The following is a 22,606-nucleotide window of genomic DNA, read 5'->3' on the forward strand; positions in this document are numbered from 1 at the left end:
AAAGCCCATAAGGAAAGGGCGGGGTCGGATCCCCGCCCTCCTCAAGCCCCGACTGGGGAGTTTACCAGAGGCGGATGACTAGAGGACCTCGTCCACCGGGGTGTAGGGCAGGTCGAAGGCCTCCGCCACGGGCTTGTAGGTCACCTTGCCCATCACCATGTTGAGCCCCTTCTTGAGCCCCGGGTTGTCCTTGCAGGCCTGGATGTAACCCTTGTCGGCCAGCATCTTGCCATAGTATATGGTGGCGTTGTTGAGGGCGAAGGTAGAGGTCCTGGCGTAGGCGCCGGGCATGTTGGCCACGCAGTAGTGCACTATGCCGTCCACCACGTAGATGGGGTCGCTGTGGGTGGTGGCGTGGGAGGTCTCGAAACACCCGCCCTGGTCGATGGCCACGTCCACCATCACCGCCCCGGGCTTCATGATCTTGAGGTGCTCCTTGCGGACCAGCTTTGGGGCCTTGGCCCCGGGGATCAACACCGCCCCTATCACCATGTCCGCCTCCTTAAGGTTCTCCTCCAGGGTGACCGGGTCGCTGTAGACCGGGAAGACGTTGCTGGGCATTGTGTCGTCCAGGTACTCCAGCACCTTGGCCTTCACGTCCAGGATGGTCACCTTGGCCCCCAGGCCCGCCGCCATCCTGGCGGCGTTGCGGCCCACCACGCCACCCCCGAGAACCAGCACGTTGCAGGGGGCCACCCCGGGGACGCCGGAGACCAAAAGGCCCCGGCCTCCGTGGGCCTTGCCCAGGTAGAAGCTTCCCATCAGGGGAGCCATCCGGCCCGCCACCTCGCTCATGGGCTTGAGAAGCGGCAGGGAGCCATCCTGGTCCTCCACGGTCTCGTAGGCCAGGGCAACTATCTTGCGCTCCATGCAGGCCTTGGTGAGCTCCTCGCTGGCGGCGAAGTGGAAGTAGGTGTAGAGTAGCTGGCCCTCCCTCATGAGGGGATACTCCTGGGGAAGGGGCTCCTTAACCTTAACTATCATGTCCGCCTTGGCCCACACCTCCTCGGCGGTATCCAGGATCTTGGCGCCGGCGGCCACGTACTCCTCATCGGCTATGCCGGACCCGAGCCCCGCCCCCTTCTGGACGAAAACCTCATGCCCCGACGCCACGTAGGTCCTCACCGAGGCGGGAATCAACCCTACCCGATACTCGTGGTTCTTGATCTCCTTCGGACACCCTATCTTCATCTCAACTACCTCCTCTCTTGATCGGGGTTTGCCCCGTTGAACCCTTAGTTCTCAGCTTCACTATCCTTACCCAAAAAGGGGGATCATCCCTCCCCAGGCCCCTCCCCCTCCCGATCCACGTAGACCCTGGGGACCCTCTCGGAGAACATGCCCGGCACCTCGTAGACGATGGTGTTGAGCCAGGAGGCGAACTCCTCGGGGGTTATGGCCTGGTCCCCCTGGCGGCCCAGGAGGACCACCGGATCCCCCACCTGGACCGACGGGCAGTCGGTCACGTCCACCATGCACTGGTCCATGCATATGGTGCCCACCACCGGGAAGCGCCTGCCACGGATGAGCACCTGAGCCTTGCCGGACAGGGCCCTGGCGTAGCCATCCCGGTAGCCTATTGGGAGCACCGCTATCCTCTCGTTCCCCCGGGTTACGTACCTCATCCCGTAGCTGATCCCCCACATGGGGGGGAGCTCCCTGACCGCCGCCACCGCGGTATTAACCTCGAAGGGGACCTCCAAGTTCAACGGCATGGGGCACAGGGGGGAGGGGCGCATCCCGTAGAGGATGATGCCGGGCCTCACCGCGTCCAGGTGCCCGTGGGGCATCCTTATGGTGGCGGCGCTGTTGCAGGCGTGCCTCAGCCTGAACCTGACCCCCCGGCAACGCATCCGGTCCAGGGCGTCCCCGAAGCGTCTAAGCTGTTCCTCCGCGTGGTCCAGCCGGGCCTCGTCGGCGGTGGCGAAGTGGGTGAAGATCCCCTCCACGTCCAGATGCCGCATTGACAGGATCTGATCCATGGCGGCCTCCAGCTCCCCGGGGAGGAAACCTATCCTCCCCATGCCGGTGTCCACCTTGATGTGCACCTTGACCTGCCGCCCCTGGCGCTCCGCCTCGGCGCTCAGCGCCCGGGCCAGCTCTAGGCTCCCAACCGCGCAGGTCACGTCCATGGCCACCATCTCCCCCGCGGCGGAGGGCAGGCACTGCCCCAGCACCAGCACAGGCTCACCCACTCCCCACTCCCGAAGCTGCACCGCCTCGTCCGGGGTCGCCACCGCAAACCGCACAACCCCCTGGGCCCTCAGGGCCTCCACCACCCGCCGGGCACCCAGGCCGTAGGCGTTGGCCTTCACCACCCCCATGACCTGGGCCCTGCCACCAACGTAGGAGCGTATCTGATCCAGGTTGTGCCTCACCGCCCGGAGGCTGACCTCCATCCGGGTAGGTCTGAGCATATCGAATACCCCCTTCCGGACCGGGGGGGCGTAGGCCCCCCCGCCAGACCTGAAGCCTAAAGGGTACCAGCTCTCCTCTTTTCGTCAAACTCCCTGACCAGCCGGCGGATCTCACCGGACAGGAACAGGAGGGCTATTATGTTGGGGATAGCCATGAGACCGTTGAGCGTGTCCGCCAGGTCCCAAAGGTTGACCAGGATCTCGGCCCCTCCCCAAGCACCGAGCACCACGCACAGGATCCAGAGGACCTTGAAGGGAACGGTCACCTTGGGGCCGAAGAGGTAGACCCCCGCGGTCTCCCCGTACCAGTACCACCCAAGTATCGTGGAGAAGGCGAAGAGGGAGAGCCCGGTGGAGAGGATCATAACCCCGAAGTTGCCCAGCACGGTCTGAAACGCCGAGAGGGTCAGCCTGGCGCCGGTAAGCTCCGGCTCTCCAGTGAGGACCCCACTGGACAAGATGGCGATGGCGGTTATGGAGCAGATGACTATGGTGTCGGTGAATACCTCGAAGAGGCCGTAGACTCCCTGCCGGACCGGGTGGTCCACCACTGCAGTGGCGTGCACCATCGGGGCGGAACCCAAGCCGGCCTCGTTGGAGAAGACCCCACGGGCCACCCCCTTGGTCATGGCAATCTTTATGGACCATCCAGCGATGGCGCCGGGCATGGCCATGGGATCCGAGAAGGCGTACTTGATGGCGTTGGCTAGGGCGGCGGGCACCTCGGAGATGTTGGTGGCGATGACCATCAGGCCGCCCACTATGTATATGAGGGCCATTATGGGGGTAAGGTAGGTGGTCACCTTGGCTATGCTACCCAGGCCGCCCCATATGACCAGGGCGGTGAGCACCGCCAAGGCCACCGCGGTGTAGATGTGGGGGATGCCGAAGCCCAGCGACAGCCCCTCGGCGGTGGAGTTGGCCTGGACCATGTTGCCGATCCCGAAGGAGGCGAAGAAGGTGAAGATCGCGAAGAGCACCGCCAGCCACTTCATCCCCAGGGCCTTCTCGATGATGTACATGGTGCCCCCCCGCCAGTTCCCCAGCTCGTCCTTCTCCCGGAAGCGGACCGCCAAGAGGACCTCACAGAACTTGGTGGTCATGCCGAATACGGCGGAGATGAGCATCCAGACCAGCGCCCCGGGTCCCCCCAGGTGAAGGGCGGTGGCCACCCCGGCGATGTTGCCGGTGCCCACCGTGGAGGCCAGGGCGGTGGCCAACGCGGCGAAGGAGGATATGGAGCCCTCCCCCTCGGCATTCTTGCCTATCTTGCCAAGGACCTCCTTAAACATGAAACCGAAGTAGCGTAGCTGGGGGAAACCCAGTATCACCGTCAGGTAAACCCCGGTGCCCACGAAGAAAACCAACATCCAGGGACCCCAAACTATCCCGTTCACGATGCCGTTGAGCTTCATTATGGCTTCCATAAGATCACCCTCCCCTCGTGGTTGGAACCGTCTCCGTTCTCTTAACCAACGCGCAAGGAACTATGGCTCACTCTTCGCCCCGCAACCCCTCCCCCAGTTCCGATCTTCAATCCCAACATTCTCTACTCTGTTATTTTTGCGACACGTATGTCCAAAAGTCAAGACCGGTTTACAAAACACGGGACATGTGAAGAATCATTCTAGGAAACCCCGCTGAGCGGACTTTAAGTTTAGATTTTTCAGCAGCTGGATAGACTAAGGGGCTAGATCTGCTCAAAAAAAAGGCCGCGACGGGGATCGGCCTTTGAAGGCCGTCCTCCGTCGCGGCTCGTCCGGTGTCCAGCCGGGCCCCCGGGGACTTGCTACAGGTACCCGGCCCCCCTTAGGATCTCCGTGGCCCTGTGGTGGTGCCGGGCGGGCACCTTTATGACCGGGCCGGTGCATCCCATGGCGGACTCGGCGTATATGCCCTCCCGCCAGAGGACCCGGGCGGCGGCGTCCACCTCCAGGACGTCCACCCCGGATATCTCCTCCTCGGTGGGTTCCTTGGGAGGGGGCGTCACCTCCGCCCCGTCACCCTTGCCGGCCCCCAGGGAGGCGAGCACCCCGTCCAGGCCAGCGGTCCTGGCAAAGGAGAGCTCCTCCTCCACCACCGATGGCAGGCGGTTCTTCACCATCCGGGCGGTGAAGCCCAGGGCCCCGGCTATCACCGACTCCCCCGATGCACGGGAGATTATGGAGATCACCTTGCCCCAGCCTATTCCCACCGACGGCCCGTACCCCCAGCCAAGGGCCTCGTAGCCCCCACCGGTGGTGAAGGCGGACAGTATCTTGGTGAGCACGTTTCCGGTGAGGCTGTCGCAGACGCACACGTCCACCGCCCCGGCCAGCACGTCGTTCCCCCGGAGCAGGGAGCCCCCGTCGGCCCTAAGGCTACTCCCGAACCGGAGCGGGTACCCCCCATCCTTAAGCCTGTTGATGGCCCTCAGCGCCGACGGGGCCCCCTCCACGTTGAGGATCCCCACCGTGGGGTCAGCGATTCCAAGGCAACGGGCCACCGCCCTCCCCAGGATGCAGTTCAGCGTCATGGCCTCCACCCGATTGTGGGATGCGGTTCCGGTGGTGGTGGATATCAGCATGGGACGCCCCCTGCCGGGGGTCATCACCATGCCTACAGTGGTCACCCCCAGGGGAAACGGATAGTGGAGCGCCACCGCCCCCCCGATCGTTCCTTCCTCCAGGGCCCCCTCAAGGGCGGACGAGACCGCCTCCTCGCAGTCGTCGGTCTCGATCCACTGGAGGTCCACCGGCTCGGCGGGCTTGGGGCCTATCATCACCACCCGGAGCGACGGATCCTGGGACATGGCCCTCATGGCCCCCCGGATCAGCTCCCCCTGGCCAAGCTCGCTGCCCCGGGCCATGAGCCCCACCGTGACCGGCCTAGATCCCCCCTTGGCCGCGGAGATTATCTCCTCCAGGGCCTCCGCCACTATCTGCCTGTTCATTCCCCATCACCCGCCTTAGGACTTCCGAAGGGAGGCCAGGGCCTCCTCCAGCGCCTCCAGGATGAAGGCCTTCACCTCTTCCTTGGTGACGGATACCCCATGGGACACCGGGGACGGGGGCTCGATCACGAAGGAGGCCCCATCGGACAGGTTGGTCATCCTGGCCAGGAAGAGGCTCCCCTTGCCTATTATCATGGCCCGCTTGATCCTGCCCTCCAGGATCCAGTCCCTGGCAGGACCCACGAAGGGGACCCCGGAGGGGATGTGTCCCTGGGTGTGGGCGAAGCCGGGTATGCCCCGCTCCACCACGAAGTCGTTCATCTTGGCCTTCTCGATCTGCCCCTTCATGGCCGCCAGGGCGGCTATCATCTTGAAGTTGGCGTTCGCCGGATCCCCCGCGCCGGCGGGGAGGGTTATCTCCGGGATGTGAAGCTCCGCCGCGTACTTGTCCACGTCCAGGAACCCAAGTCCCAGCTTGGCCAGGGGCTCGTAAACCAAGGCGGTGGTCACCGCCTGGGGAGAGGCGCCGGCGCCAACCGAATGCTTGCCCAGCGCGTCCAGCCTCATCACCGGATTGCGGCCGTCCTCGGGGCCCAGCAGGATGGCGAAGTTCCCCAGACAGTCCTCCAGGGGGGGAACCCCCTTCTTGAGATGGTCCCGGCTGTTCATGTAGAGCTTGGGTACCGCACCCCCCGCCAAGACCACCACGTTCCTCCGGGCGGAGGCGGCCACCATGGAGCCCCCCACGATCATGGCGTTAACCGGGCCGGCGCAGAAACCCCGGACGTCGCATCCGCTGGCGTTGACGCAGCCGCATATCTCCGCCACCGCCTTGGCGAAGTTGCCCCCGCCCCGCTGGTTCATGTCCCCGCAGGCCTCCTCGGAGCACTCCACCACGAAGTCAACCTCCTCGGGGGAAAGCCCCGTGTTGTTGAGCAGGTGCAGAAGGGCCAGCACGCCCCCCGCCTTGCAGGCTATGTTCTCCAACAGCACGTAGGCGGAGAGGCACTCGTCTATCTCGTGCCCCTTGCGGCAACAACCCACAAGCCGGTCCCCCAGGTACAGGGGCAGGGCCCCCTTGGTCAGCTCCCCCTGGATCTCCTCCAACGGATGCCCCGTCTCCAGGCGGTTGAGCAGGTGGTCCTTCATCAGCGGGTGGGAGGACAGCTTCCCCCTCACCTCCGCGGCGAAGCCTGCCTCCAGGAGGATCAGGTCGAACACGTCACAGATGTCCATGAGGCCGATGAACTCGTCCTCGGGCATTATCTCCCCGTACCGGCCGAAACGATTGGCCTCCCGGACCGGGTTGTCGTACCAGGGCTTAGGGTGCCCCTCCAGCCCGCACAGGTCCATGGCCCCCACGTAGGCCTGGTTGGGGGCGTAGGAACAGGCGAAGGCATGGTCCCTCATGGCCCCCTTTAGGTCCCGGAGGAAGTCGGTCTCGCCGGAGCCCTCCCTCTCGACCCAAGGGGTGTTTCCGTAGTGGTAAGCCAGGTTAGGGACATGGTTAAGACAGTAGGCCGTCCCAAGTATCGCGCAGTTAGCCATCTTCAAGCCCCCTCCTTTGAGGGATTTTTATCTTTCAACCCAGAGGGTCCAAAATGGCGGCCCCATCGGTCCTGGTGAGGGACCCCAGGGGCCGCCGGGATGGTGCGCCTAGTTGTTGGCGAACACCGTCTGGTCGCTAACCTCGGTCTGAAGGGCCCTCAAGGCCGCCTCCACCAGGCGCCTCCTGATGGCCACCTCCTCCTCGTGGGTCTTGGTGGGATCCCCTAGCGGGTGCGGTATGGCCACCGCCGGGACGATCCTGTTGGCCCCCACGGTCAGGGAGATGGGTACTATGGTGCACACGTGCACCACCGGAATGCCAGCCCGCTCTATCTCCTTCACCATCGTTGCGCCGCAACGAGTGCAGGTACCTCAGGTGGAGGTGAGGATCACCGCGTCAACCCCGTCCTTCTTGAGCTTGGAGGCGATCTCCTGGCCGAAGCGCTTGGCGTTGGCCACCGGGGTCCCGTTGCCCACGGTGGTGTAGAAGTAGGGGTAGAGCCTCTTGAAGACCCCCTGGGACTCCATCTGGCGTAGCACATCCACCGGCAGGACCCGGTTGGGGTCCGAGTTGGCGTAGGTGGGGTCGTACCCCCCGTGGGCGGTGGCGTAGCCCTCGGCGGTGACGCTCGAGACCCCCTCGATGGAGTACTCCCCGTACTTGGTGGCGCTGGAGGCCTCTATGTGGTCCGGGTTCCCCTTGGGTACTATGCCTCCGGAGGTCACCAAGGCTATGGTGGCGTTCTTCAGGTCCTTGATGGCCGCCGCGGGGGGCACCCGATCGAAAACCGGCATGGGGTACTCGGTGGTGTACTGCTCCCCCTTGAGCTTCCGGACCAGCATCTCCACCGCCCGCTCAGCCCCCACCTCATCCCGGAAGAGGTTCACCCGGATGCCCCGCTCGATGTAGCCCTCCTCCTCCGGGGAGCCAAGTGGCTCCCCCTTGAGGAGCTTGAGCACTATCCGGGCCATGGCAGGCACCGCGTCCTTTATGCCCCGGGCGTTGTCCGAGGTCCTCACGATGGGGAAGCTCTTCCGGTACATCTCCACCCCCGGGTTCTCCGGGTACATGCCCCCCACCACGGGGATCCCAAGGCGCTTTGCCACCGCCTCCCCAACGGCGCCGCAGGCGGTCCCGTATCGGCCCGCGTTGAACGCGGGACCCAGGACCACCCCGTCGGGGGAGAAGGACTTTATCATCTCAAGGATCTGGTCGGTGGCCTCGTCCATGTGCTCCGCAAAGTAACCGTCGCCACATATGACGGTGCCCACCACCTCCGCCTCGGAGCCCAGGGCGGCCTTGAGGGCCGCACCGGGCCCCACCGGTCCGTCCTTCTTGACCGGCGTTATGTCCGCCTTGTCCTCTCCCCCCAGGCCGCCGAAGAACTGGTTAAGGTAATGAACTATCCTGTAGGCCATGCTATCCCTCCTTTCGGGAGCGTCTTGGGGCCTAGAGGGTGTACTGGCTGTGGGCCTCCCTCATCTTCCGGACCGCCTCGGTCAAGGCCTCCGGATCCAGCACCATCTCCATCATGCTGACCTGCTCCTCCCACTGAGCAGGGTCCGCCTCGGACTTGATCTCCGGGTCGAATATGTGATAGACCGGGAGTCCCAACGAGACTCCCGCCAATGGACCCGCGTAGGTGGGGTCGCCGGCGGTGACGGTCTCCGCGTAGATCTCGGCCCCCTCCGCATCGGAGGAACCCAAGACAACTACCACGTTCTCCGCACCGAACTTCTCGGCGATGTCCTTCACCCTCTGCTGATTCTGCAGGTCCATGGCTCCAGCGGCGGTTCAGACGAAGCACTCGGTGACCGCGAAGGCTATCTCCGCCCCGCAGTCCTTGAGGCACGCCTCCATGGCGGGCCCGGGCACCCCGTCCCGCTCACCCAAAAGGATGAGCTTCTTTCCGGCCAGCTTTCCCATGTCCTTCACCTCCTCCTGGTTTGTTTGTTTACCTTCCACTCCGTCGTCACCGGTACGACCCGGTGCGATCTACCGGGTAAGGCCTAGTATGTGGTGGCGCTGAGCCGGTTAAAGCCCAGCTCGCAGGTGGCCCCGGTTATGGCCTGGAGCTCCACCTCGATGGACCCGTCCTCCCGAAGGGAGCCGGCGAAGCCTCCGGCTATCACGTCCACGTACTCGGTGAACCCGATGACCCGGTCCATGGGGGGTAGCACGATCATGGCGTTGGCGTTGCCGGCGGTGACCACCGCGTCCGCCTCCTTGGCGGCGTCCGCCAGGGACTGGCTGGCCCCGTCCCGGCCTGCGTACTCGTCGGTTATGAGCACCGTCCGGATGCCCAACGTCTCCGCCTTGCGGCAGTTCATGATCAGGTCCGTGTCCGGGTTGCCGAAGCCCTCCTCGCTTATCACCAGCCCATCCACCCCCAGCATGGCGGCCAGCTTGGTGGCGTAGGAGGAGCTGCGCTTCTTGTCCGCCAGGGTCACGTTCTCGTTGGTGATGATGCACCCGACGAAGTTAAGATCCACCCCGTGACGATCGTAGAGGGCCTGGATCACCGGGTTGTTGAGGTGAACGTAGGTGCTGTTCTTGTCGCAGGCGGACACGCAGTTGCCCGACACGATGGCCCCGTCCATCACCTCGTTGGGATGGATCAGGGTGGGGATGATCCGCTTGGCGTCAACCCCGTAGACGTAGGTATCGTGCAGGAGTCCCTGAGTCTGGAGCATGTAGAGGTAGGCCACCTTGGGAAGCCCCGGGTGGGCCGACATGGCCTCCCGGAGGGGTGGCAACTGGAAGGACCTCACCTGATCCGCCTTGGCGGAAGCCTCCTTGGCCTTGGTGGCCAGGAAGTGGGCCGCCTTCAATCCCGCGATCCGGCAGGCGCTCTCGTACTCGTGCTTCTCCAGTCCCTCCGCGGGCTCGAAGACCAAAACCACGTTGAAGGTCTTGGAGAAGGGGGTGTAGTCCGCCCCGGGGCCGGACATGTCCACTATGCCCTCCTGGAAGCCCACGATCCTTCCGCAGGTGACCACCGCGGCACCCTTGAGCACCAGCGTGGCACCGCTACCCACGGTCTCCACATCGCCGACGAAACCAGGGAAGACCTCCCCGGGCCCCTCCAGCTTGCAGCGAGGCTCCACCACGTCCTTGACGGGGGTTATGCGAACCCTCTCCCCCGGACGGGCCAGGTCCACGTCCACCGACTTGAGCCGCTCATCGCCCCCCAGGTGGGCCACCAGCTCCTCCTTGGAGACGTACAGGGTGCCGTCCCTGAAAGCGGTGGTCTCCCCCCACTCGAGGGCCTTGACGTGAAACTCGTGCAGTTCCAGCCTCATGTTATCCCTCCCTTCCGCTTCTGACGAAGGGCAGGGGCCTCAAGCTCAGCCTATCAGCTTGTTGGCCCTATCCCTTATGGCCTCCAAGGTGACCTCCGCGCCGGTTATCCGGTCCACCAGCTCCCCCCCCTTGTAGAAGAGGAAGGTGGGGAGCCCCATGACCTTGAGGCTGGCGCAGAGGCGCCGGTTCTCCGCCGCGTTCAGCTTGCAGAACTTGACCTTCCCCTCGAACTCCTCCCCCATCTTCACCACCTCGGGCATGAGGGCCAGGCAAGGACCGCAGGAGGGACCCCAGAAGTCCACTACCACCGGGAGGGAGCTCTGCAACACCTCCGCCTCGTAGTTGTCCTTGTTGACCTCCACCATGTGTATCACCTCCCTTCAATGGGCATGACGAAGCTCGCCCAGGGCCTATAGGCCGTAGGCGTCCAACGTGTTCTCTATGAGCTTCAGATCCACGTAGGCCAGATCCTGATGAAACGGGAAACGGGACGGCTCCGGGAGGTCCATGAAGGGACGATAGACCTCCAGGGCCTCCTCCATGAGGAGGATCGATTGGTAGTCAACCCCAACCCCCGGCCCATCCAACAGGACGGTCCTGAAGGGCTGATGATGGGGACGAAGGTTTCCGTAGAGCGGGTGGGACAGGAGACGATAGCCCCGGTGCACCCGGTCTCGGGCCGCGAGGAGAACCTCCCCGCCATGACCCTCCACTCAGAGGGCGCGGGGCACTCTACGGATCACCAGGGGATTGTTGGTTACGCAGATGGGCGAACGCAAAGGAGACCCCCCTCGCCAAGGACTCTCCTCTGGCTTCTACCCATCGGGGATTCGCCTGCGGGGTCAACCCGCCGCTTGCCCCAGGGCCGGCCCGAACGGATCGGACCATCTACAGAGGGCCGTCACGCCGCAATCCTTTGGCCTGAGAGATTCGGCTCTCGCCTTGCCCCTTCGGCGTCCCGATCCCCGGACCGGGAGCTCTCTTGCGACGGTCATCCAACCTAACCTAAATTTTACGCCCCCCCGACGGGAGGTCAAGGGGGGCGCGAAAATATAAGATTCAACTCCTGGTCACGGACGAGATCGGTTGGGGCACTAACCTCCTATTACCTCCTTGAGGCACCGGCGGCTTATCTCCATCCCCTCGTTGATGTCCTCCACCGGGACGTTGAGGGCCGGACGGAACCGGACGGACCGGTCGCCGCAGGGCAACACCAGCATCCTCTTTGCCCAGCAGGCCCTGACGAAGGCGTCCCTGGTCTTGGTGTCCGGCAGGTCGCAGGCGCACATGAGCCCCTTGCCCCTCACGTTGGACACCACCCCGGGGAACTCCCGCTTCATGCCCTCCAGGCCCTCCATCAGTGCGGGACCAGCCACGCCGCTCACGTAGTCAAGGATCCTGTCGTCCCGGTATATCTCCAGGTAACGGGTGGCCCGGACCATGTCCACCACCGACCCGCCCCAGGTGGAGTTTATCCGGCTGGAGACGGAGAAGCAGTTGTCCTTCACCTGGTCTATCCTGGGCCCCGCCACGATGCCGCACACCTGGGCCTTCTTGCCGAAGCTGAAGATATCCGGCATGACCCCGTGGTGCTCAAAGGCCCACATCTTGCCGGTTATGCCCATCCCGCACTGGACCTCGTCGAAGATGAGGAGCACGTCGTTCTCGTCCGCGATCTCCCTCAGGGCCTTGAAGAACTCGGTCCTGAAGTGGTTGTCGCCCCCCTCCCCCTGGATGGTCTCGATTATGATGGCGCATATGTCGTCCGGGTTGTCCATCATGGCCTGCTTTATCTGCTTGATGGCCACCGACTCCAGCCACTCCACCTCCCCCAGGTGGTCATCCAGGGGGAAGGTGATCTTGGGGTTAAGGACCCGGGGCCAGCCGTACTTGGCGAAGTACTGGTACTTGTTGGGATCGTGGGTGTTGGTCACCGACAGGGTGTAGCCGCTGCGGCCGTGGAAGGCCTCGTGGAAGTGGATCACCTTGGTGCCCCTCTTGCCGCTTATGGCATCCCCCTTGGATATCTTGCCCGCCTCCAGCAGCTTCCGAACCTTCCAGTCCATGGCCACCTTAAAGGCGTTCTCCACCGCCAGGGTGCCGTAGTCGATCAGGAAGAGGTGGTTGAAGCCCTTGGGCATGGCCACCTCCCGGAAGGTCTTGACGAACTCCGCCATCTCCACCGTGTAGATGTCCGAGTTGGCCACCTTGTTTATGGCCGCCCGGAAGATCTTCTCCTTGAACTCCTCATTGGCCAGCTTGGGATGGTTCATCCCGAAGGGGGCGGAGGCGAAGAAGGTGTAGAAGTCCAGCCACGACTGCCCGTCCAGGGCGTTCACTATGCGGCTTCCCAAGGATCTTTCCATGTCGATCACGATGTCGAAGCCGTCCCTCAGCATGACCGACTCGATCTCCCTGAAGACATCCGACGGAGCCACGGAAAACTTAACCATTCTCTCTTCCCCCTCGCATTGATCTCCAACGGTTTACGGGGGAATATTACGACTATTGTGCGCTGGACACAAGCAATAAAAGACCGAAAATAACTCACAATTCTGAATAAAAACTAGTTTTTATTTTATCCATTATTTTGACTTTGGTTTCATTCAAAGCCGGGATTTCGTCCACTTCGGTTTCTAATACAGTCAAATAGTGTAAAAAGGTTTACAGATCCGGGAACGGGCTCCGGGAGAGCCTCTCCTCCACATCCTCGACGCTCCAGAGACGACCCTCCCCCATCCCGGGACACCTCCTGGCCTCCTCCTCCCAACGATCCCTGGACCGCATGACAGACCTCCAGAACGGAAAGAGTGAACACTGAAGGGGCCTCACCGGGTAGACCCTACAACGGTTGGTCTCCGGGTCCAACATCACGCAGTCCCCGTTGGCCCTCTCCCGAAGGCTCTGCCTGCCCCACCGGGTGGTCATGTAACGGGACCTGAACTCCCCCTCCTCCAGCCCCAGCGCCTCCGCCATCCGGCGAACCTCCTCATCGGTCATCCATATGGCGCCGCTCTCCCCCCTGCAACAGCGGCCACACTCCAGGCACTGGAACCTCACCCCACCAGAGTACCAGACCTCATCCCGTCCCATCGGCCCCCTCCACTGCTCCCCTCATCTGCTCGTAGAGGACCCTCCAGAGCCCCACCCCACCGGACTCGCTCAACGCCTCGGAGGCCATCTCCACCGCCGTGTCCTCCAAGGGACCGAAGGGCCTCTTCCTCTCCTCCCCGCCGATCCGCCGGGAGGATGCCATCATGTCCTTCCACAGCTGGGAGAGCAGTATCCCCTCGAACTGCTTGCACGCCCTCTCCAGCCTCTTCAGCTTCTCCTCCACCTCCGGGGACCTGGCGACCCCAGAGCCAGAAGACACTCGATCCACGGACCTCACAACCAACACCCCCCTACTGGATCACCAGCTGACCCTGAAGGGCCCCTGCCTGATCCAACGCCTGAAGTATGGGTATCAGATCCCGGGGACTGGCCCCCACCCCGTTCAGCGCCTTCACCAGGTCCGCCACGCTGGAGGACTCGGGAAGAAGAACCACCTGGCCCCCTCCCTCCTGGGCGGACACGTCGGTCCTGGGCAACACCTGGGTCCTGCCACCCGCCAGCGGGTTGGGCTGACTGGCCTCGGGCCTCTCGGACACCTTCACCGTCAGGTTCCCGTGGGACACCGCCGCGGTGGAGAGCTTGACCTCCCCGCCCATGACCACCGTGCCGGTCCTCTCGTTAACCACCACCCGGGCCAGCGCATCGGGGGTCACCCGAAGGCCCTCTATGGAGGCCAGGAACGACGTCACCCCCACTCCCCCAGGGGCGGACACCTCAACCCGACCGGCGTCCACCGCCCGGGCCACCCCCCCGTACTTGCGGTTTATGGCCTCCGCTATCCGGGTGGCGGTGGTGAAGTCCGGCCTCCGGAGCAATAAGGCCAGGGCCCCGCCTCCCCCTAGGGTGGAGTCCACCCCCTGCTCCACTATTGCCCCCCCTGGGATCCGGGCCACCGTCTGGAAGTTCCGCACCGTCTGGGCCCCCTGGCCCCCGGCGCTGAAACCGCCGATCGAGAGGGGCCCCTGGGCCACCGCGTACACCCGGCCGTTGGCGGCCCTCAACGGGGTCTGGAGCAGCATACCCCCCTGAAGGCTTTTGGCGTCCCCCAGGGCGCTGACCTGCACATCCAGCGTCTGCCCGGGGGAGACGAAGGGGGGAAGCTCGCAGGTGACGGACACCACCGCCACGTTCTTGGACTTCACAGCCTTGGGGTCCACGTTGACGCCGAAGTTGAGCGCCATGTTGGACAGCATCCTCATGGCCATGTCCCCCTTGTCACCGGTGCCAGCCAGGCCCACCACCAGCCCCATGCCCACCAGCTGATTTGCCCTGGCCCCCTCCACGTCCACCAGGTCCTTTATCCTGACCTCCACCCCAAAAACCGGAACCACAAACACCGCAAGAAATCCAAGCCCCAGACAAAGGGACCTGGCAACCCTACCGAACACTCCCCTCACCCCTCCGGCCACCACTCAAAATAGCGCCTGTATTATCTGGGTGAAGATGCCGGGGCGCTGAACCCGACTGACCGCCCCCTTGCCCTCCACCCGTATCTCCGCGTTGGCCACCCGGCTACTGGAGATCACGTTCCCGGGCTCCACGTCCTCGGGCCTTATCACCCCGCTGAAGCTCACCTTCAGCTTCTCCTCCTGGGTAACCACGTCCCGCTGACCCAGGATCACCAGGTTGCCCCCTGGCAGGACCTCGGTCACCACGCAGCTTATCTGGGTGCTTACGTTGTGCTTCCTCTCCGTCTTGCTGTTCCCCGCGCTGTTGGACGACCCACCGATGGAGAAGGCCTTTATGAAGTCCAGTATCCCGGTGCCGGCGTTCATTCCGCTGTTGTCGGTCTTGCTGGTGCTGGACTTGCCCTCGTCCTTGGTGTCCGTGGTCTCGTTGACCCGCACGGTCACTATGTCCCCCACCCGGGACGGACGACGGTCCGCGAAGAGATCGGTCCCCTCCCGCCAGAGGGACTCGCCGAAGCACGGGGCAGTCAAGGCAAAACCAAGGACCGCCGCCAAAACCACCAACCGCCAAAGGCGCCTCATAGGTCTCCCCCCTCAACCCTCACAACCCCCGGGGCCTCAACCACCCCGGTCACTATCGCCCGGGTCTGAACGTTCATGACCCTCACCCGGTCGCCAACCCGGCCCCCGTCAACGCTGCGGCCCACGGCGCTCACTGAGACACCCCCCACCCGACAGACCAGCTCCACCGTCTGTCCCCCGAGCACCCCGCTAGATCCCTCCAGCCAGGATCCCCGAAGCACCGCCCAGGCCCTAACCGGGGTCCTAACCCGCCTGCCCAGGACCTCATCCACCGAAGAGGGGAGCTCCTCAAAACCACGCTTCTCCCCCAGACCAAGGACCACCCTCTCCCAGGAGACCACATCCCCCCGCTTCATCACGTCCCTGGCCAGCACCACCGGCTGATGCCACCGAAGCGACACCTTCCGACGCTGCCCACGGTCCCTCATGTACACGAAAGGGTACCCGTCCCGAAAGCCGAGGGGCAGCTCCAGCTCCCCCGAAGGATCCCCAAGGACCTCCACCCGCCAGGGCCACCGGGAGAGCCTAGCCAGCCTGGCCTCCAGCGATTCGGCCCCGGAGATGACCCGCACCCGGCGGGGCATCTCGAGCCTCACCGAGACCCCAAGTCCCTTGAGGGGGGATAGGAGGTAAACCAGCTCCTCCCGCCGGATCTCATCCCCCCGGACATGGATCCACACCGCACCGGCCAGCATCGCGTCCCTTCGGGAACCCTGGATGGACACGTACTCCCCCAGGTGCCACCCCCCGTCCCGGGCGGTCAGCTGGGATCCCAACCGGATAACCACCTCTCCACACCACGCCCCGGAAGCGGAGGCCAGGAAGGCCAGGGCCCACATAAGGATCCACCAAAAACGACGCCGGCGGAACTCCACCCTGGGAACCCGCCGGATCGAAAACCTTAAAGGGGCGCCAAGCTCCAAAGACCTACCCCTAACGCCTCAGGTTGTTGGCTATCCTAAGGAGCTCGTCCGCGGTGGCTATGGTCTTGGAGTTGGCCTCGTAGGCCCGCTGGGCCACTATCATGTTCACCATCTCCTCCACCACCTGCACGTTGGCCATCTCAAGGGTCCGCTGGATGGTGGTCCCGAGCCCCTCCTCCCCCGGGTTCCCCACTATGGGGGCCCCGCTGGCGGGGGTCTCTATGAAGAGGTTCTTCCCCAGGGCCTTCAACCCACCGGGGTTCACGAACCGGGCCAGCTGGATCTGACCTATCTCCTGGGGGTTCTGGTCCCCCGGAAGGAGCACCGACACCTGGCCGGTGGGGCTTATTATTATCTCCTTGGCATTGTTGGGCACCGTTACGGCGGGCTCCAACAGGTAACCGTCGGCGGTAACGATCTGGCCGTTACCGTCGATCCGCCAGGCTCCGTCCCGGGTGTAAGCCACGGTCCCATCCGGCATGGTCACCTGAAAGAAACCATCTCCCTCTATGGCCACATCGGTGGGGTTGCCGGTCACCTGCATGTTACCCTGACCCATTATCCTGCTGGTACCCGAAACCCTAGAACCCAAACCCACCTGGATCCCGTTGGGCACCATGGAGGCGGGCTCCACCGGGGCCCCAGGCTCCCGGTCTATCTGGTACATCAGATCCTGGAAGTCCGCCCTCAGCTTCTTGAACCCCGCGGTGTTGACGTTGGCCAGGTTGTGGCTCACCACGTCCAGGTTGGTCTGCTGGGCTATCATTCCGGTCGCGCCGGACCAAAGGGAGCGTATCATGTCAGCCTATACCTCCTTAACTGGGCCTGCCGAACGAGTTGGACAGCCGGGAGGAGAGCTCGTCCTGGATGGTGACCGTCTTGGCCGCCGCCTCGTAGGCCCGGTTGGCCTCTATCATCTTGGTCATCTCCTCCACCACGTTCACGTTGGACCTCTCCAGGAACCCCACCGCCAGCTTCGGGGCCTCCACGTCCTCCGGGGCCCCGGACTCCTGGGTCTCAGCCAGCAACGACTTGCCCACGTTCCTCAACCTGGAAGGGGTCTGGAAACGGACCACCCGGACGGTCCCAACCGCCTCTCCGTCCACGAAGACCTGTCCGTCCTCCCCCACCAGCACCTGGGTCCCCTCCCCTATCTCGATTGGACCTCCGTCCCCCAGGAGCAGCATCCCCTCGTGGGTCACCACCTGCCCCTGCTCGTTCCGCTGGAAGTGGCCGGACCGGGTGTAGAAGGTGTTCCCCGCCCCGTCCTGCACGACGAAGAACCCCTCCCCCTCTATGGCCAGGTCCAGGGGGGCACCGGTCCTCTCCAGGGCCCCCATGGTGGTCCTCATGGCGGTCTCGTGCAGAACGTTCGCCAGCGAGAGGACCCCTATGGGTATCCTCCCTCCGGGGGCGAAACCCTCCTTGACCACCGGGTCCATGGACCTCTCTATCCGGTCCATCAGCTCCTCGGGGAACGACTTGTTGACCGCGATCCTGGCCCGGAAACCCGAGGTGTCCACGTTGGCCAGGTTGTTGCCCACCACGTCCAGCATCTTCTCCTGGACCAGCATGGCGGACGTTCCGGCGTAAATACCCCTGAACAAGGGGCCTCACCCCCCCAACTGCAAGCTCAAAACCCGAAGGCTACCTGTGCCGGCCCCTCCGGAAGGCGGACAACACAGTGCCGGACTCCTTCAGCTTGTCCAGCTCCATCAGCGCCTTGCCGGTCCCGAGAGCCACACACTCCAGCGGGTGATCCGCCACGATGGTGTTTATCTCCGTCTGCTCCGTCACCAACTGGGGAAGGCCTCTAAGCAGGGCGCCGCCTCCAGTGAGGATTATCCCCCTCTCTATGATATCGGCCGCCAGCTCCGGAGGCGTTAGCTCAAGAACCCTTCTTATCCCACCCACTATGGCCCCAACGGACTCCTCTATGGCCTTGGCCACGTCCGAACTGGTTATCTTAACCTGCCGAGGAAGCCCCTGTATCAGGTCCCTGCCCCGGACGTCCATGGTCATATCCTCCCCCTGGGGATAACAGGTGCCTATGCTGACCTTCAGATCCTCCGCGGTCTGCTCCCCTATGGCCAGGTTGAACTGCTTCCTCACGTACCGGGAGATCCCATCGTCAAACTTGTCCCCACCAACCCGCAGGGACTCGGAGACCACTATGCCCCCCAGGGAGATCACCGCTATGTCGGTGGTTCCGCCCCCTATGTCCACCACCATGTTGCCCCGGGGCTCCGCTATGTCCAGCCCGGCCCCTATGGCGGCCGCCATGGGCTCCTCGATTAGGTAGGCCTCCTTGGCCCCCACCTCTATGGCGGCCTCCAGGACCGCCCGCCTCTCCACGTCGGTGGCGCCGGAGGGAACGCAGATCATCACCCGGTGCCTGACCAGCCTCTCGAAACCGCTGGTGACCTTCTTTATGAACTGCCGCAGCATGACCTCCGTCATGGTGTAGTCCGCTATGACCCCGTCCCGGAGGGGCCGCACCGCCACCACGTTGCCAGGGGTCCTGCCAAGCATCTGCTTGGCATCCTCACCCACCGCCAGGATCCTGCCATTGTTTTGATCCATGGCCACCACCGACGGCTCCCGGAGGACCACTCCCTTGTCCTTTATGAATATGATCACCGTGGCGGTGCCCAGGTCAATGCCTATGTCTTTTCCCCACACTAAGGACTCCTCCTTAAAACTCCGCCTGCTCCGTCGCTCCGGCCCAGCCGGAACCCAAGGGCTATTTTATCCCCAAGGAGCGCAACTTCCTAGGGCCCCCAGGGGGAGGGATCGTAACCCACCCGCCAGAAGAACAGCCCCTGGGGCGGGCAGGTCCTTCCCGCCCGAGACCTGTGGCCCCCCTCCAGGAGGGATGCGAACCTCTCCCGGCTCATCCTCCCCGCCTCAACCTCCAGCATGGTCCCCACCAGTATCCTTATCATGTTGGTGAGGAACCCGTCGGCCCGGAAGGTGAAGACCAGAAGGTGGCCGAACCTCCTAACCGAACACCTCATCATGGTCCTAACCGAATCATCGGGCCTGTCCGCGGACCTGCAGAAGGCGCCGAAGTCCCTTCGCCCAAGACACATCCCCGCCAGCTCCCTGAGGACCCCCAGGTCCAGGTGGCGCCTCACGGGCCACACGTAAGGCTCCATGTGGGGGTAGCACCACCGGGCGTTCCAAACCAGGTACCGGTACTCCCTCCAACGGGCATCGAACCGGGCGTGAAAGTCCCCCGGGACCTCCGCCAGCCGGATCACCTCCAGCCCCCGGGGTAGCCGGGCCCGGATCGCGAGACGCAACCTCTCGAGATCCCACCGGGATGGCATGTCGAAGTGGACCACCTGCCCCCGGGCGTGAACCCCCGCGTCGGTCCTCCCCGCGCCAGTGCAGGTCACCCCCTCCCCAGCCAGGGCGGACAGGGACTCCTCCAGCGCCCCCTGAACGGTGACGAGATTGGGCTGCCGCTGGAACCCGGCGAAACAGCTCCCCACGTAGGACACCTGGGCGGCGTACCGGAACATCACCCCACCGCCCTCTCCAGGAAGAGCAGCCCCGCCACAGAGACGGACATGAGCCCCAGTGCGACCCAGTCCTCCAGGCACCACCGGAGGGGCCTCATCCTGGTCCTGCCGACCCCCCCCACGTAGCACCGGGACTCCATGGCCAGCGCCAGGTCCTCCGCCCTCTGGAAGACGATCAGGAAGAGGGGAACCAGAACGGGCACGAAGGCCCGAAGGCGCTTCACCACCCCTCCCCCCTCCAGATCCGCCCCGCGGGATATCTGGGCCTTCAGTATCCGATCCGTCTCCTCCAACAGGGTGGGAATGAACCTCAAGGCAATGGTCATCATCATGGCCATCTCGTGGGCCGGGAACCTCACCCTCGCCAGGGGGGACATTAGGCTCTCCATCCCATCCGCCAGCTCCATGGGGCTGGTGGTGAGGGTAAGGAGCCCCGCGAAGGCCACCAGCAGGACCAGCCTGACCCCCATGAGGGCCGCCATGTGAAGCCCCTCCCGGCTGACCTTGATGAAGTGAAACCGAAGGATCGCCTCCCCGGGGGTGAAGAGGGCGTGAAGCAACACGGTGAACACCAGAAGCCACAGCACGGGCCTCACGGACCTCAGCACCGTCCTTAGGCTCACCCTAGATAGGAACACGATGAATGCCAACAGAACGCCCCAGCCAAGGAAGAACCTGGGATCCCTCACCCCGAAGAGGGCGAACAGGAGCACCAACGTGGACAGGATCTTGGTCCTGGGGTCCAGGGAATGAACCGGCGAGTCCGCCGGCACGTACTGCCCCAACGTCACCTTCTCGGATATGCTCATCCTCTCATCTCCTTGATGGCCCCCGCCAGCCTCCCGGGCTCCCAGGTGAGGGGCACCGGAAGATCCCTGCGGCGGAGATCCAGGGCCAGCTGGAGCACCGAGGGGACCACCAGCCCCCGGATCGGATCCCTGACCAGCCGGTCCGCCACCTCCGATGGGGTCCCCCAGAGGGCCACCTCCCCGTCGGACAGCACCAGGATCCTGGAGCTGTGTTCGAGAGCCATCTCCAGGTCGTGGGTTATGTGACACACCCCGATCCCCCGGGACCGAAGGGAGTTTAGGCGGGATATCAGCTCCTCTATCCCCCGGGCGTCCAATCCGGCGGTGGGTTCGTCCAGCACCAGATACGCCGGGTTGGATGAGATCACCGACGCGATGGCCACCCTCCGCCTCTGCCCCCCCGATAGCCCCATGGGGTTCGAAGCCACCATGGACTCAGGAAGCCCCACCGCCTCCAGGGCCTCAAACACCAAACGGCGCACCTCCTCTTCCGGGAAGCCCCAGTTCCTGGGGCCGAAGGCCACCTCGTCGTAAACCGTGTCCGCGAAGAGCTGCTGCTCCGGGAACTGGAAAACCAGCCCCACCCGGCGGCGGACCTCCCTCAGCTCCTTGGGGGATCCGTCGGTGGATATCCCGTCCACCACCACCCTGCCCCGTTGGGGCCTGATCAGACCGTTCAGGTGCTGGGCCAGGGTGGACTTGCCGCTCCCCGTGTGGCCCACAACGGAGACCCAGTCCCCGGGAGACAGTTCAAAGGACACCCCCCTCAAGGAGTGATACTCCAGGGGGGTACCCCTATGGTAGACATGGTGAAGCTCCGAAACCTCTATGGACATAGCGCCCCCATCAGGGCCTCCAGCGTAGGAGGCACCTCCGGGGAGATGAGCCCCCTTTCCAACAGCTCCTCCCGGAGCTCCACCAGGGGTGGAACCCCGATCCCCATGGCCCCCAGGTCCCTCCTGGAGGAGAAGAGCTCCAGGGGGGTGCCCTCGAACACCTTGGTGCCCCCTTTCAGGACCACCACCCGGTCGGCCCCCACTATCTCCTCGAGACGGTGGGTTATCTGCAGTATTGTCTTCCCGGCGGAACGGAGCCTAACTAAGGTGTCCACGAACTCCCTTCGCCCCAGGGGGTCTATCATGGCGGTGGCCTCGTCCAGCACCAGGAGGGAGGGGTTCATGGCCAGGGCCCCCGCCAGGGCTAGCCTCTGCTTCTGCCCCCCTGACAGGGCGTAGGTGGCGCTCCGGCGCCTCTCCCAGAGGCCAACGGTGAGAAGCGCCTCCCTGACCCGGGACTCTATCTCCTCCGGCGGGAGACCCAAGTTCTCGGGTCCGAAGGCCACGTCCTCCTCCACCACTGACGCCACGATCTGGTTGTCCGGGTTCTGGAACACCAGCCCCACCTTGGACCTTATGGCGAAAAGGTTCGCGGGGTCCCGAGTGTCCAGCCCAAAGACAGAACAATCGCCCTGCGTGGGTATCAGCAGGGCGTTGCACATCCTGGCCACGGTGGACTTCCCGGATCCGTTGGCCCCCAAGAGGGCCAGCCACTCCCCCGCCCTCACCTGGAAGGTGAGATCCCGAAGGGCCGGCACCGAAGATCCGGGATAGGCGTACCCGACCTGCCGGAACGAGCACGCCGCCCCTAAATCTAAGCTCATCTGGTCCGTCTCTGACCTATTAATCCACCAGCTCTATTATCGCCATGGGGGAGGCGTCCCCCGCCCGGTTGCCAAGCTTCACTATCCGGGTGTAGCCCCCGGGACGGTTGGCGAACTTGGGAGCTATCTCGTTGAAAAGCTTCAAGACCGCCTCCTTGTGGGGCATCCGGGCGATGACCAGCCGCCGGTCCGCCAAGGTGCCGGACTTGGCCTTGGTTATCAGCCTCTCCGCCACCCTCCGGAGCTCCTTGGCCCGGGTGACGGTGGTCTCTATCCTACCCGCTATGAAAAGGCTAGCGGCCAGGTTGCCCAACATGGCGCGCCGGTGAGAGCCGTAACGGCCCAGGCGGCGCATGCTCATGCGATGTCTCATGGGATACT

At 64.2% G+C, this 22,606-nt stretch carries 24 protein-coding genes and 1 riboswitch; all 24 genes read right to left on the reverse strand.

All coding sequences use genetic code 11. The features are described from left to right. Positions 1-78: 78 nt before the first annotated feature. The 24 genes from ald to rplQ all read right to left on the reverse strand — a co-directional run bounded on the left by ald (position 79) and on the right by rplQ (position 22,598). Entirely contained in the window at positions 79-1,191 is a 1,113-nt protein-coding gene (gene ald, locus TACI_RS05840) for an alanine dehydrogenase (protein ID WP_012869878.1), read from the reverse strand. A gap of 83 nt (positions 1,192-1,274) precedes the next feature. Then, positions 1,275-2,417, reverse strand: a complete 1,143-nt coding sequence (gene alr, locus TACI_RS05845) for an alanine racemase (RefSeq protein WP_012869879.1) — start codon at positions 2,415-2,417, stop codon at positions 1,275-1,277. Positions 2,418-2,473: 56 nt separating this feature from the next. Further along, positions 2,474-3,844 (reverse strand): alanine/glycine:cation symporter family protein, encoded by a 1,371-nt coding sequence (locus TACI_RS05850; protein ID WP_012869880.1) that lies wholly within the window; start codon positions 3,842-3,844, stop codon positions 2,474-2,476. A gap of 362 nt (positions 3,845-4,206) precedes the next feature. Continuing rightward, positions 4,207-5,349, reverse strand: a complete 1,143-nt coding sequence (gene grdD, locus TACI_RS05855) for a glycine/sarcosine/betaine reductase complex component C subunit alpha (RefSeq protein WP_012869881.1) — start codon at positions 5,347-5,349, stop codon at positions 4,207-4,209. Positions 5,350-5,364: 15 nt separating this feature from the next. After that, positions 5,365-6,897, reverse strand: a complete 1,533-nt coding sequence (gene grdC, locus TACI_RS05860) for a glycine/sarcosine/betaine reductase complex component C subunit beta (protein WP_012869882.1) — start codon at positions 6,895-6,897, stop codon at positions 5,365-5,367. A gap of 108 nt (positions 6,898-7,005) precedes the next feature. After that, positions 7,006-8,316 (reverse strand): glycine reductase complex selenoprotein B, encoded by a 1,311-nt coding sequence (gene grdB / locus TACI_RS05865; protein ID WP_012869883.1) that lies wholly within the window; start codon positions 8,314-8,316, stop codon positions 7,006-7,008. A gap of 31 nt (positions 8,317-8,347) precedes the next feature. Continuing rightward, a complete protein-coding gene (gene grdA / locus TACI_RS05870; protein WP_012869884.1) occupies positions 8,348-8,824 on the reverse strand; it encodes a glycine/sarcosine/betaine reductase complex selenoprotein A in 477 nt (158 codons plus the stop codon). A gap of 83 nt (positions 8,825-8,907) precedes the next feature. Continuing rightward, positions 8,908-10,200: a glycine/sarcosine/betaine reductase component B subunit gene (locus tag TACI_RS05875; protein ID WP_012869885.1), complete on the reverse strand. Its 1,293-nt coding sequence runs from the start codon at positions 10,198-10,200 to the stop codon at positions 8,908-8,910. 45 nt (positions 10,201-10,245) lie between these two features. Continuing rightward, positions 10,246-10,566, reverse strand: coding sequence for a thioredoxin family protein (locus tag TACI_RS05880; protein WP_012869886.1), 321 nt, complete (start codon positions 10,564-10,566; stop codon positions 10,246-10,248). 45 nt (positions 10,567-10,611) lie between these two features. Beyond that, positions 10,612-10,980, reverse strand: coding sequence for a GrdX family protein (locus tag TACI_RS05885; protein ID WP_012869887.1), 369 nt, complete (start codon positions 10,978-10,980; stop codon positions 10,612-10,614). 120 nt (positions 10,981-11,100) lie between these two features. Next, positions 11,101-11,196: riboswitch (glycine riboswitch) on the reverse strand. Positions 11,197-11,295: 99 nt separating this feature from the next. Then, complete coding sequence (gene lat / locus TACI_RS05890) at positions 11,296-12,654, reverse strand: L-lysine 6-transaminase (RefSeq protein ID WP_012869888.1); 1,359 nt, start codon at positions 12,652-12,654, stop codon at positions 11,296-11,298. Positions 12,655-12,865: 211 nt separating this feature from the next. Continuing rightward, positions 12,866-13,294, reverse strand: coding sequence for a YkgJ family cysteine cluster protein (locus TACI_RS05895; protein WP_012869889.1), 429 nt, complete (start codon positions 13,292-13,294; stop codon positions 12,866-12,868). Next, entirely contained in the window at positions 13,281-13,592 is a 312-nt protein-coding gene (locus TACI_RS05900) for an OPA3 family protein (RefSeq protein WP_164925180.1), read from the reverse strand. The genes TACI_RS05895 and TACI_RS05900 overlap by 14 nt, the downstream gene beginning before the upstream one ends. A 13-nt stretch (positions 13,593-13,605) precedes the next feature. Next, positions 13,606-14,703 (reverse strand): flagellar basal body P-ring protein FlgI, encoded by a 1,098-nt coding sequence (locus TACI_RS05905; protein WP_012869891.1) that lies wholly within the window; start codon positions 14,701-14,703, stop codon positions 13,606-13,608. A 24-nt stretch (positions 14,704-14,727) separates the two neighbouring features. After that, positions 14,728-15,306 (reverse strand): flagellar basal body L-ring protein FlgH, encoded by a 579-nt coding sequence (locus TACI_RS05910; protein WP_012869892.1) that lies wholly within the window; start codon positions 15,304-15,306, stop codon positions 14,728-14,730. Continuing rightward, on the reverse strand, positions 15,303-16,181 hold the full coding sequence (gene flgA / locus TACI_RS05915; protein WP_242601076.1) for a flagellar basal body P-ring formation chaperone FlgA: 879 nt from the start codon (positions 16,179-16,181) through the stop codon (positions 15,303-15,305). Before flgA ends, TACI_RS05910 begins: the two co-directional genes overlap by 4 nt. A gap of 58 nt (positions 16,182-16,239) precedes the next feature. Next, positions 16,240-17,028, reverse strand: a complete 789-nt coding sequence (flgG, locus tag TACI_RS05920; RefSeq protein ID WP_012869894.1) for a flagellar basal-body rod protein FlgG — start codon at positions 17,026-17,028, stop codon at positions 16,240-16,242. 16 nt (positions 17,029-17,044) lie between these two features. Further along, positions 17,045-17,836: a flagellar basal-body rod protein FlgF gene (gene flgF, locus TACI_RS05925; RefSeq protein ID WP_012869895.1), complete on the reverse strand. Its 792-nt coding sequence runs from the start codon at positions 17,834-17,836 to the stop codon at positions 17,045-17,047. 40 nt (positions 17,837-17,876) lie between these two features. Then, positions 17,877-18,911, reverse strand: coding sequence for a rod shape-determining protein (gene mreB, locus TACI_RS05930; RefSeq protein WP_012869896.1), 1,035 nt, complete (start codon positions 18,909-18,911; stop codon positions 17,877-17,879). Positions 18,912-19,000: 89 nt separating this feature from the next. Then, positions 19,001-19,756 (reverse strand): tRNA pseudouridine(38-40) synthase TruA, encoded by a 756-nt coding sequence (gene truA, locus TACI_RS05935; RefSeq protein ID WP_012869897.1) that lies wholly within the window; start codon positions 19,754-19,756, stop codon positions 19,001-19,003. Beyond that, positions 19,756-20,565, reverse strand: coding sequence for an energy-coupling factor transporter transmembrane component T family protein (locus TACI_RS05940; protein WP_012869898.1), 810 nt, complete (start codon positions 20,563-20,565; stop codon positions 19,756-19,758). The genes truA and TACI_RS05940 overlap by 1 nt, the downstream gene beginning before the upstream one ends. After that, positions 20,562-21,401 (reverse strand): ATP-binding cassette domain-containing protein, encoded by an 840-nt coding sequence (locus tag TACI_RS05945; protein WP_012869899.1) that lies wholly within the window; start codon positions 21,399-21,401, stop codon positions 20,562-20,564. The genes TACI_RS05940 and TACI_RS05945 overlap by 4 nt, the downstream gene beginning before the upstream one ends. Beyond that, entirely contained in the window at positions 21,392-22,225 is an 834-nt protein-coding gene (locus TACI_RS05950; RefSeq protein ID WP_012869900.1) for an energy-coupling factor transporter ATPase, read from the reverse strand. The genes TACI_RS05945 and TACI_RS05950 overlap by 10 nt, the downstream gene beginning before the upstream one ends. A 19-nt stretch (positions 22,226-22,244) precedes the next feature. Beyond that, on the reverse strand, positions 22,245-22,598 hold the full coding sequence (gene rplQ / locus TACI_RS05955; protein ID WP_012869901.1) for a 50S ribosomal protein L17: 354 nt from the start codon (positions 22,596-22,598) through the stop codon (positions 22,245-22,247). Positions 22,599-22,606 lie beyond the last annotated feature (8 nt).

It is taken from the genome of Thermanaerovibrio acidaminovorans DSM 6589, assembly GCF_000024905.1.
GTDB lineage: Bacteria > Synergistota > Synergistia > Synergistales > Synergistaceae > Thermanaerovibrio > Thermanaerovibrio acidaminovorans.

Excerpts from the sequence above, each read along its gene's own strand:
- TACI_RS05950 (WP_012869900.1), bottom strand. The coding sequence starts at position 22,225 with ATGAGCTTAGATTTAGGGGCGGCGTGCTCGTTCCGGCAGGTCGGGTAC.
- truA (WP_012869897.1), bottom strand. The coding sequence starts at position 19,756 with ATGTTCCGGTACGCCGCCCAGGTGTCCTACGTGGGGAGCTGTTTCGCC.
- lat (WP_012869888.1), bottom strand. The coding sequence starts at position 12,654 with ATGGTTAAGTTTTCCGTGGCTCCGTCGGATGTCTTCAGGGAGATCGAG.
- TACI_RS05850 (WP_012869880.1), bottom strand. The coding sequence starts at position 3,844 with ATGGAAGCCATAATGAAGCTCAACGGCATCGTGAACGGGATAGTTTGG.
- TACI_RS05880 (WP_012869886.1), bottom strand. The coding sequence starts at position 10,566 with ATGGTGGAGGTCAACAAGGACAACTACGAGGCGGAGGTGTTGCAGAGC.
- grdD (WP_012869881.1), bottom strand. The coding sequence starts at position 5,349 with ATGAACAGGCAGATAGTGGCGGAGGCCCTGGAGGAGATAATCTCCGCG.
- TACI_RS05910 (WP_012869892.1), bottom strand. The coding sequence starts at position 15,306 with ATGAGGCGCCTTTGGCGGTTGGTGGTTTTGGCGGCGGTCCTTGGTTTT.
- rplQ (WP_012869901.1), bottom strand. The coding sequence starts at position 22,598 with ATGAGACATCGCATGAGCATGCGCCGCCTGGGCCGTTACGGCTCTCAC.
- TACI_RS05895 (WP_012869889.1), bottom strand. The coding sequence starts at position 13,294 with ATGGGACGGGATGAGGTCTGGTACTCTGGTGGGGTGAGGTTCCAGTGC.
- TACI_RS05875 (WP_012869885.1), bottom strand. The coding sequence starts at position 10,200 with ATGAGGCTGGAACTGCACGAGTTTCACGTCAAGGCCCTCGAGTGGGGG.
- flgG (WP_012869894.1), bottom strand. The coding sequence starts at position 17,028 with ATGATACGCTCCCTTTGGTCCGGCGCGACCGGAATGATAGCCCAGCAG.
- ald (WP_012869878.1), bottom strand. The coding sequence starts at position 1,191 with ATGAAGATAGGGTGTCCGAAGGAGATCAAGAACCACGAGTATCGGGTA.
- grdC (WP_012869882.1), bottom strand. The coding sequence starts at position 6,897 with ATGGCTAACTGCGCGATACTTGGGACGGCCTACTGTCTTAACCATGTC.
- alr (WP_012869879.1), bottom strand. The coding sequence starts at position 2,417 with ATGCTCAGACCTACCCGGATGGAGGTCAGCCTCCGGGCGGTGAGGCAC.
- TACI_RS05940 (WP_012869898.1), bottom strand. The coding sequence starts at position 20,565 with ATGAGCATATCCGAGAAGGTGACGTTGGGGCAGTACGTGCCGGCGGAC.
- TACI_RS05945 (WP_012869899.1), bottom strand. The coding sequence starts at position 21,401 with ATGTCCATAGAGGTTTCGGAGCTTCACCATGTCTACCATAGGGGTACC.